The sequence below is a fragment of the Sphaerisporangium corydalis genome (genome assembly GCF_025506355.1).
Taxonomy (GTDB): Bacteria; Actinomycetota; Actinomycetes; order Streptosporangiales; family Streptosporangiaceae; genus Sphaerisporangium; species Sphaerisporangium corydalis.
This window is the reverse complement of record NZ_JANZYP010000037.1, coordinates 83,953-90,635: the sequence shown is the minus strand read 5'-3', so window position 1 is coordinate 90,635 and position 6,683 is coordinate 83,953. Positions and strand designations below refer to the sequence as shown.

The window sequence follows — 6,683 nt, the reverse complement described above, 5'->3', positions numbered from 1 at the left end:
CCCTCCCCACCCCCAAGATCCCCGAACCCGTCGCCTGACCCCGCCGGAACCGGCGCGTTCCAGCCGGCGGCTGGATTCGGGGGTGTCGCCGGGAGAGCGGCCGAGGTCGATCTCCCGGCATCCGGCCGTGGGCTACTCCCCGGTGGTGCCGTCGATGAGCTCGCGAGCGACGTCGAGCTGGCCGACGTGGCGGGCGTACTCCTGGAGCAGATGGAACAGGATCCTGCCGAGCGAGGGCGTCTGGTCGGGCGTCCTGAACCGGCCGCCGATCCGCGCCCGCTCGGCGAGGTCGGCCCGCGCCGCCAGCGACCGCGACCTGCCGACCTCGTCCAGGTAGGCGGCGATCACCCGGTCCGCGGGCTCCTCGGCGGGGATGCCCCACTCGACCTTGTCGCCGCCCGGCAGGCAGGCGACGAGGTCCTCGGCGGCGAACCCCCACCGCATCCACCGCCGCTCGACCCAGCCGAGGTGCTTCACCATCCCGAGCGGCGACCAGCCCAGCGGCTCGACGGGCGTACGGAGCTGCGCGTCGGACAGGCCGTCGATCTTGCGGAGGAGGGTCTCGCGATACCAGTCCAGATATCCGACGACCAGTTCACGCGGATCGGAGACCCGCACCCCCGGCCCGTCCAGCACGGCGGGCCGCCCCTGAACCGCCCCCGCACCCTGTGTGTCCACCATGAACTGACGTTAACGGAACCACCCACCCAGGACACCCCCGTTCACCAACCCCCACCACCAAAGAAACCCGCCCGGGCGCGCTGGCATGATGCGTCCATGCCGGACCCGGACTCCACGTCGATCTCCTCCTACTGGGACGCCGCCGCCTCCGCCTTCGACGAGGAGGCCGACCACGGGCTCCGCGACCCCCGGGTCAGGGCGGCGTGGGCGGCCCGGATCCGTTCGTGGACGCCCGCACCGCCGGCCGACGTCCTGGACCTGGGGTGCGGCACGGGGTCACTGTCGCTGTTGCTCGCCGAGCGGGGACACCGGCCGGTCGGGGTGGATCTGTCGCCGCTCATGGTTCAGCGGGCCCGGCACAAGCTCGCCACCGCAGGCTTCGACGTCCAGACGCTGGTCGGCGACGCGAGCGACCCTCCGGCGGAGGCGGGCTCGTCCTTCGACGTCGTCCTCTCGCGGCACCTGCTGTGGACCCTGCCCGATCCCGAGGGCGCCCTGCGCCGCTGGACCCGGCTACTGCGTCCGGGCGGCCGGCTGATGCTCGTCGAAGGGCGCTGGGCGAGCTCTGACAGGGCGGGTGACGGCACGGCCTACGCCGTCGCGCCCGGATCGCTGCCGTGGATGGGCGGGGTGACCGCCACCGAACTCGTGCGGGCCTTGGGTGCCTTCCTCACGGACGTACGGGTCGACCCGCTCACCGACCCCGGCCTGTGGGGCCGTCCGATCCACGACGAGCGGTACGCCGTCATCGCCTTCCCGTAGTCGTCGCGGGTGTGCGCCGGGGCTAGGTGGTCAGGCGGGCCGGGTCGGTGGGGGTCGTGGGTGGGGTGTGTCGTTCGATGGTGGTGGCGGCGGTCAGGCAGAGGTCTTCGCGGAAGCGCGGGCCGATGATCTGAACGGCCTGCGGGAGGCCGCCCGCGTGGCCGGTCGGCACGGCGACCGAGGGCAGGCCCAGGAGGTTCACCACCACGCTCATGCGAAGCGCCGCCGGCCAGCCGGAGAGCCAGTCGGGGTCGAGGTCGGCGCCGACCTGGAAGGCGGGACGGGCGCAGATCGGGGCGAGGATCAGTGGCGTGCGGTCCATCCAGGCGCTCCAGGCCCGCGCGATCATGGCACGTTCCATCATCGGGTCGAAGGCGGGCTTCCCCGCCGCCTCCGTCCAGCTCGGGTGGTAGGCCGCCCAGAAGCGGACGAACCCCTCGGACGCGATCCCCTCGACCGGCGGCTGCACCTCGTGTACGCGGCCGTGGTTCGACATGATCTGGGTGAAGATCTCACCGCCTCTGACCAGGTCGGGAGGCTGGTGTTCCTCGACCAGGTAACCGGCGTCGGCCAGCAGCCCGGCGGCCCGGCGCACGGCGTCCGCGACATGCGGATCGACCCCTGACCCGTCCGGATCGAGCACCACGGCCACGCGTATCGGCATCGCCACCGGCGGCTGTTCGACCGATACCGGCGCGTACCAGGGGTCGCCGCCCGAACGCCCGCACATGTTCTCGAAGGCCAGCCGGAGGTCACCGACGCGCCGGGCGATCGGCCCGTGCACGCCAAGCAACTGGAAGGCGAAGGGGGCCGGCTGCCCGGGGGCGCCACCCTGGGCGACGCGTCCCAGGGACGGCTTCAACGCGGCGACCCCGCAGCACTGGGCCGGCCAGCGAAGCGAACCGGCCCCGTCGTTGCCCATCCCCAGCGGGGCCATGCCGGTCGCCACCGCCGCCGCGTCGCCTCCGCTGGACCCGCCGGGCGTGTGGTCGGCCGACCAGGGGTTGAGCGTCGCACCGCGCAGCGCGTTGTCGGTGTGCCACCGCATGCCGAACTCCGGCATGTTCGTCCGGGCGATCGGGATCGCCCCGGCCGCGCGTAGCTCGGCGATGTGCGGGGCGTCGGCCGGCGCGGCGGCGTCCCGCAGCGCGGCGATCCCCAGCGTCGTCGCGGACCCCGCGACGTCGATGTTCTCCTTGATCGTCATCGGTACCCCGCACAACGGCCCGGCCGTCGCTCCGCTCCGCAGGGCCCGGTCGGCGGCGTCCGCCGCCGCGAGCGCCTCCTCCGCGAGCACGACCGTGACCGCGTTGACGCTCGCGTTCACCTCGCCGATGCGCTCAAGATGCGCCTGTACCACCTCCCGGCTCGACACCTCCCGCTCGCGCACGAGCCGCGCCAGCTCCCCGGCACCCATCTCCCACAACCGCCGCACCATGTCCTCCTCGGAGTAACCGTGCTGCGGAATCTAGAAGGATTTTTCGCGAAGAAGCAGTCTTGTTCTTCCGCCCCCCTTCATCGCCATGGCACCCGTATCACTCCCGCCCAGGTCACGGCCACCATGCCCGGCCGGAATACCGATGCCTTCGCTTGCCCTGGAACTCACAGCGGCTTTCGGATCTGACAGGCGAACCAGACCGTCTTACCGAGGCCGGGGCCGGGATCGACTTCCCAACGGTCGGTGATCGCTGAGACGATCTGGAGTCCCCGGCCGTGTTCGTCGTCCTCCAGTGCCGCCCACGCCTCTCCAGGCGCCCAGATGCCACCGTGGTCGCCGACCGCGCCGGCGAGGACCTCTCCGACCAGGCGGAGCGTCAGCGTGATCGGCGGCCGTGCGTGCAGGACGGCGTTGGTGAGAAGTTCGGTCGCGACCAGGACGACGTCATCGACGAGGTCGCCCACCTCCCATTGGCCGAGGGTCTCCTGGAGGATCCCGCGGAGATCGCCGATGCTCTCCGGGCCTCCAGACAGTTCCCAGCAGGCTTCGCGGGTCCGATCGAAGGGCTGGGTGGTGCGGACGGTCATAAGGACTCCGCTTACAGAAAGTGAGGGGACCGATACAGTCGGCATCATGCACCACGCATTTAAGAATGTGCAACGTACATCTCGAAACACGCGCTTTTTGTCCGTACTTGCGGAAACAGGTCTACGATCAGCACGGATAAACGGAAGGAGATCGGGAGATGGCTGACGGTCACCGCAGTCCGACAGTGCGATTGCGCCGTTTAGGGCATGAATTGCGAAGAATGCGAGAAGCCACCGGCAAGACCATCTATGAGGCCGCCGCCGATCTCGAATGGTCGAGCGCGAAGATCTCCCGCCTCGAGAACGGCCTCACGAAGCGGCCGGACGTCCACCATGTCCGAGCCTTGTGCGCGCTGTACGACATAACGGAAACGGCCGTAGTCGAAGCCATGGTCACATTGGCCCGAGAAGCCCGAAAACGCGGCTGGTGGAGCGCCTACAAGGACGTTCTGGCGGGCTCCTACGTAGGGCTCGAAGCCGAGGCATCGTCCATTCGCACGTTCCAGCCGCTCGTCATTCCCGGACTCTTGCAGACGGCCGAATACACCGCCGCCATCTGCCGGGCGGCCATGGTCAGGGATGACGCCGAGGTCGAGCGGCGGGTGGAGGCACGGCTGGCACGTCAGCAGATCCTCGTCCGCGACGATCCGCCACATCTCTGGGCCGTCATCGACGAGGCGGCACTGCTGCGGCTCGGTCCAGAGGTACGCGAAGGGCAACTTCGTAAACTGCTCGATACCAGCCCATTGGAGCACGTCAAGGTTCAGGTGTTGCCGATGTCGGCCGGACTGCACGCGGGGTTGGCCGGCCCGTTCGTGATCCTGGAATTCCCGGACCCGACCGATCGAAGCATTGTTTATCTGGAGACGGCCACTGATGATCTGTATCTAGAGGAGAGCGCGCAAGTAGGTCGATATACGCTGCTATTCCAGCATGTGTGCGCATCCGCGCTGAGTATCGACGCGTCGATCGCCCACCTGTCCACCATGCTCGATGAGCTGGAAGGCGACGATGGAACTGTCCCTCGCCAAGTGGCGGAAAAGCTCCCACAGCCAAGGCAATGGCGATGAATGTGTCGAAGTCGCAAGCAACCTTCCTGGTGGTGTCGCCGTACGCGACTCCAAGAATCCCGACGGGCCGAAACTGATCTTTACATTCTCCGCGTGGGTCATGTTCATCGACAGAGTCAAAGGCACTGGCCCGGCTCTTGGTGGGTGATATATCAGCGGCGCGGCGGTGAGGGCGGCTGGTAGCGTGTTCGGGCAAGTAGTGGTGGAACGGAGCATGAGATGGCAGGCGACGACGACATCTCCGGGTGATCCCGGATCGCATGGCCATCGGTGACGCGCGCCCAGCGTGGTCGCCGGTCGGCGATGTCTTCGTGTCCTGGCCAATTACCGGGCGGCTTCGCCGTGCCGGCCGAACGCGGAAGCGATTCGATGTCCGACGCCCTCATCGTGGTCTCCGACCTGTCCTTTTCCTGGCCCGACGACACCCCGGTGTTCGAGGACCTCTCCTTCACCGTCCCCGCGGGGCACACCGGCCTGGTGGCGCCCAACGGCGCGGGGAAGAGCACGCTGCTCCGGCTGATCGCCGGTGAACTCCGCCCGGCCAGCGGTTCGGTGGTGACGCAGGGGGTGCTGGGCTACCTGCCCCAGACGCTGCCCCTCGCCGGCGACCTGACCGTGGCCGAGGTCCTGGGCATCGCCCCGGTGATCAGGGCGCTGGACGCCATCGAGTCGGGCGACGCGAGCGAGGAACACTTCACCACGATCGGCAACGACTGGGACATCGAGGAGCGCACCCGTGCCCAGCTCGACCGGCTCGGCCTCGGCGACATCCCGCTCAGCCGGCGCCTGCACGCCCTCAGCGGCGGCGAGGTCGTCTCCCTCGGCCTGGCGGCCCAGCTACTGAGGCGCCCCGACGTCCTGCTGCTGGACGAGCCGACCAACAACCTCGACCTGGACGCGCGCCGCAAGCTGTACGGCGTGCTCGACGACTGGAACGGCTGCCTGCTGCTGGTCAGCCACGACCGGGCGCTGCTCGACCGCATGGACCGCGTCGCCGAGCAGGACCGGGGTGAGGTCCGGTCGTACGGCGGGAACTTCACCGCGTACGAGGAGGCCGTGCGCGCCGCGCGGGAGGTCGCCGAGAAGAACGTCCGCAACGCCGAGCAGGAGGTGAAGCGGGAGAAGCGGGAGCTGCAGCAGGCCCGCGAGCGCGCCGCGCGCCGGGCGAGCAACGCCGCCAGGAACCTCGGTGACGCCGGGCTACCGAAGATCTTCGCCGGGACGATGAAGCGGCGCGCCCAGGAGTCGGCGGGGAAGTCCGACGAGACGCGCACCGCGCGGGTCGGCGAGGCCAAGGCCCGGCTCGACGACGCGAGCCGTGCCCTGCGTGACGAGCAGAAGATCGTCCTGGAGCTGCCCGCGACCAACGTCCCCGCAGGGCGCACGGTCTTCCTCGGCGAGGGGATCCGGGTGCGCTACGGTCAGCGGGCGCTGTTCGCCGGCGAGGGCGCCGACCTGGCGATCCGGGGGCCCGAGCGGATCGCCCTCACCGGTCCCAACGGCGCCGGCAAGTCCACCCTGCTGCGCGTGATCAACGGCGAGCTGGCGCCGGAGGGCGGCACGATCAAGCGGGCCAACGGCCGGATCGCGTACCTGTCCCAGCGACTGGACCTGCTGGACCTCGGCCGTACGGTCGCCGAGAACCTGGTCGCGTTCGCGCCCGGGATGCCGGAGACGAAGCGCATGCACCTGCTCGCCCGTTTCCTGTTCCGTGGCTCCCGCATCCACCTGCCGGTCGGTGCCCTGTCCGGCGGCGAGCGGCTGCGCGCCACCCTGGCCTGCGTCCTGTTCGCCGAGCCGGCGCCGCGGCTGCTCCTGCTCGACGAGCCGACCAACAACCTCGACCTGGTCAGCGTCTCCCAGCTGGAAGGGGCCCTGCGGTCGTACGAGGGCGCCTTCGTGGTGGTCAGCCACGACGAGCGGTTCCTCGCCGAGATCGGGGTGGACCGCCGGCTACGGCTGGCCGAGGGCCGCCTGCTCGAAACGGGCGCCCCCGACGCGTGAGGGCGCGGGGGGCTTCGTGGCGTGACGACCGCGGGTGCCCTGGTCCAGCCCCCGAGCGCTCATCTCTTCCCGGTGGGACGGCAGGGCGACGGCGTCGTACGGCCCGGGGGCGGGGTGAGCGGTTCGTGTGGCACAATCGCG

General features: G+C 70.0%; 7 protein-coding genes. 4 read left to right on the top strand and 3 right to left on the bottom strand.

Translation table 11 applies throughout. The features are described from left to right. Window positions 1–132: 132 nt before the first annotated feature. The gene (locus tag NYZ98_RS24125; RefSeq protein ID WP_262845270.1) at window positions 133–681 is read right to left on the bottom strand and encodes a DinB family protein; all 549 of its coding nucleotides are present in this window, start codon (window positions 679–681) and stop codon (window positions 133–135) included. A 96-nt stretch (window positions 682–777) separates the two neighbouring features. Between NYZ98_RS24125 and NYZ98_RS24120 the strand changes: the two genes are divergently transcribed. Next, the gene (locus NYZ98_RS24120) at window positions 778–1,443 is read left to right on the top strand and encodes a class I SAM-dependent methyltransferase (RefSeq protein WP_262845269.1); all 666 of its coding nucleotides are present in this window, start codon (window positions 778–780) and stop codon (window positions 1,441–1,443) included. A 22-nt stretch (window positions 1,444–1,465) separates the two neighbouring features. Here NYZ98_RS24120 and NYZ98_RS24115 read toward each other — a convergent pair whose 3' ends face one another. Together NYZ98_RS24115 and NYZ98_RS24110 are read right to left on the bottom strand one after the other, a co-directional pair. Beyond that, window positions 1,466–2,881: an amidase gene (locus tag NYZ98_RS24115; RefSeq protein ID WP_262845268.1), complete on the bottom strand. Its 1,416-nt coding sequence runs from the start codon at window positions 2,879–2,881 to the stop codon at window positions 1,466–1,468. A 164-nt stretch (window positions 2,882–3,045) separates the two neighbouring features. Next, complete coding sequence (locus NYZ98_RS24110; protein ID WP_262845265.1) at window positions 3,046–3,468, bottom strand: ATP-binding protein; 423 nt, start codon at window positions 3,466–3,468, stop codon at window positions 3,046–3,048. Between the two features lie 158 nt (window positions 3,469–3,626). Here NYZ98_RS24110 and NYZ98_RS24105 point away from each other — a divergent pair, with 158 nt between their 5' ends. The 3 genes from NYZ98_RS24105 to NYZ98_RS24095 all read left to right on the top strand — a co-directional run bounded on the left by NYZ98_RS24105 (window position 3,627) and on the right by NYZ98_RS24095 (window position 6,542). Next, on the top strand, window positions 3,627–4,538 hold the full coding sequence (locus tag NYZ98_RS24105) for a helix-turn-helix domain-containing protein (protein ID WP_262845263.1): 912 nt from the start codon (window positions 3,627–3,629) through the stop codon (window positions 4,536–4,538). Continuing rightward, window positions 4,462–4,686, top strand: coding sequence for a DUF397 domain-containing protein (locus NYZ98_RS24100; protein ID WP_407696425.1), 225 nt, complete (start codon window positions 4,462–4,464; stop codon window positions 4,684–4,686). Before NYZ98_RS24105 ends, NYZ98_RS24100 begins: the two co-directional genes overlap by 77 nt. 221 nt (window positions 4,687–4,907) lie before the next feature. Continuing rightward, window positions 4,908–6,542 carry an ABC-F family ATP-binding cassette domain-containing protein gene (locus NYZ98_RS24095; RefSeq protein ID WP_262845259.1) on the top strand — a complete coding sequence of 545 codons (1,635 nt, stop codon included), beginning with the start codon at window positions 4,908–4,910 and terminating at the stop codon, window positions 6,540–6,542. The last annotated feature ends 141 nt before the right edge of the window (window positions 6,543–6,683 follow it).

Bases quoted from the DNA above. Each gene is read 5' to 3' on its own strand.
- NYZ98_RS24105 (WP_262845263.1), top strand. From the start codon at position 3,627: ATGGCTGACGGTCACCGCAGTCCGACAGTGCGATTGCGCCGTTTAGGG.
- NYZ98_RS24110 (WP_262845265.1), bottom strand. From the start codon at position 3,468: ATGACCGTCCGCACCACCCAGCCCTTCGATCGGACCCGCGAAGCCTGC.
- NYZ98_RS24100 (WP_407696425.1), top strand. From the start codon at position 4,462: ATGAGCTGGAAGGCGACGATGGAACTGTCCCTCGCCAAGTGGCGGAAA.
- NYZ98_RS24120 (WP_262845269.1), top strand. From the start codon at position 778: ATGCCGGACCCGGACTCCACGTCGATCTCCTCCTACTGGGACGCCGCC.
- NYZ98_RS24125 (WP_262845270.1), bottom strand. From the start codon at position 681: ATGGTGGACACACAGGGTGCGGGGGCGGTTCAGGGGCGGCCCGCCGTG.
- NYZ98_RS24095 (WP_262845259.1), top strand. From the start codon at position 4,908: ATGTCCGACGCCCTCATCGTGGTCTCCGACCTGTCCTTTTCCTGGCCC.
- NYZ98_RS24115 (WP_262845268.1), bottom strand. From the start codon at position 2,881: ATGGTGCGGCGGTTGTGGGAGATGGGTGCCGGGGAGCTGGCGCGGCTC.